Source organism: Streptococcus sanguinis (genome assembly GCF_008329445.1).
GTDB classification, from domain to species: domain Bacteria; phylum Bacillota; class Bacilli; order Lactobacillales; family Streptococcaceae; genus Streptococcus; species Streptococcus sanguinis_O.
The window spans coordinates 1-710 of record NZ_VIBR01000009.1 but is presented as its reverse complement, the minus strand read 5'-3'; the positions used below and the strand labels follow the sequence as shown (position 1 = coordinate 710).

The 710-nt window shown below is 51.7% G+C and carries 6 tRNA genes; all 6 read left to right on the top strand.

The window, feature by feature from the left end:
• The first annotated feature begins 80 nt into the window (after positions 1 to 80).
• The 6 genes from FKX92_RS11985 to FKX92_RS11960 all read left to right on the top strand — a co-directional run bounded on the left by FKX92_RS11985 (position 81) and on the right by FKX92_RS11960 (position 613).
• A tRNA-Asp gene (locus tag FKX92_RS11985) sits at positions 81 to 153 on the top strand.
• A 32-nt stretch (positions 154 to 185) separates the two neighbouring features.
• Positions 186 to 258: transfer RNA gene (locus FKX92_RS11980), tRNA-Lys, on the top strand.
• A 5-nt stretch (positions 259 to 263) separates the two neighbouring features.
• A tRNA-Leu gene (locus FKX92_RS11975) sits at positions 264 to 345 on the top strand.
• 16 nt (positions 346 to 361) lie between these two features.
• Positions 362 to 434, top strand: a tRNA-Thr gene (locus FKX92_RS11970).
• Positions 435 to 448: 14 nt separating this feature from the next.
• Positions 449 to 520: transfer RNA gene (locus FKX92_RS11965), tRNA-Gly, on the top strand.
• A 7-nt stretch (positions 521 to 527) separates the two neighbouring features.
• A tRNA-Leu gene (locus tag FKX92_RS11960) sits at positions 528 to 613 on the top strand.
• Positions 614 to 710: the final 97 nt, after the last annotated feature.

Genomic DNA, 710 nt, shown 5'->3' with positions numbered 1-710 from the left:
GCTCAGCTGGGAGAGCATCTGCCTTACAAGCAGAGGGTCAGCGGTTCGATCCCGTTAACTCCCATATTCTGAAAAGAATAGGTCCCGTAGTGTAGCGGTTATCACGTCGCCCTGTCACGGCGAAGATCGCGGGTTCGATTCCCGTCGGGACCGTTGAAGTCGAGAAGATTTCAATAAAAGTAAGAGACTCGTTAGCTCAGTTGGTAGAGCATTTGACTTTTAATCAAAGGGTCACTGGTTCGAGCCCAGTACGGGTCATAAGAGCGGGTTTGGCGGAATTGGCAGACGCACCAGATTTAGGATCTGGCGCTTTAGGGCGTGGGGGTTCAAGTCCCTTAACCCGCATATAAGATAATAATGAGCCGGCTTAGCTCAGTTGGTAGAGCATCTGATTTGTAATCAGAGGGTCGCGTGTTCAAGTCATGTAGCCGGCATTTTTGAATAGGATGCGAACGTAGTTCAGTGGTAGAACATCACCTTGCCAAGGTGGGGGTCGCGGGTTCGAATCCCGTCGTTCGCTTGAGGCGGCCGGGGTGGCGGAACTGGCAGACGCACAGGACTTAAAATCCTGCGATTGGTAACGATCGTACCGGTTCGATTCCGGTCCTCGGCATAGACTTGTAAGAGGCAGTAGAAGAAGATGAGCACCCTTAGCTCAACTGGATAGAGTACCTGACTACGAATCAGGCGGTTAGAGGTTCGACTCCTCT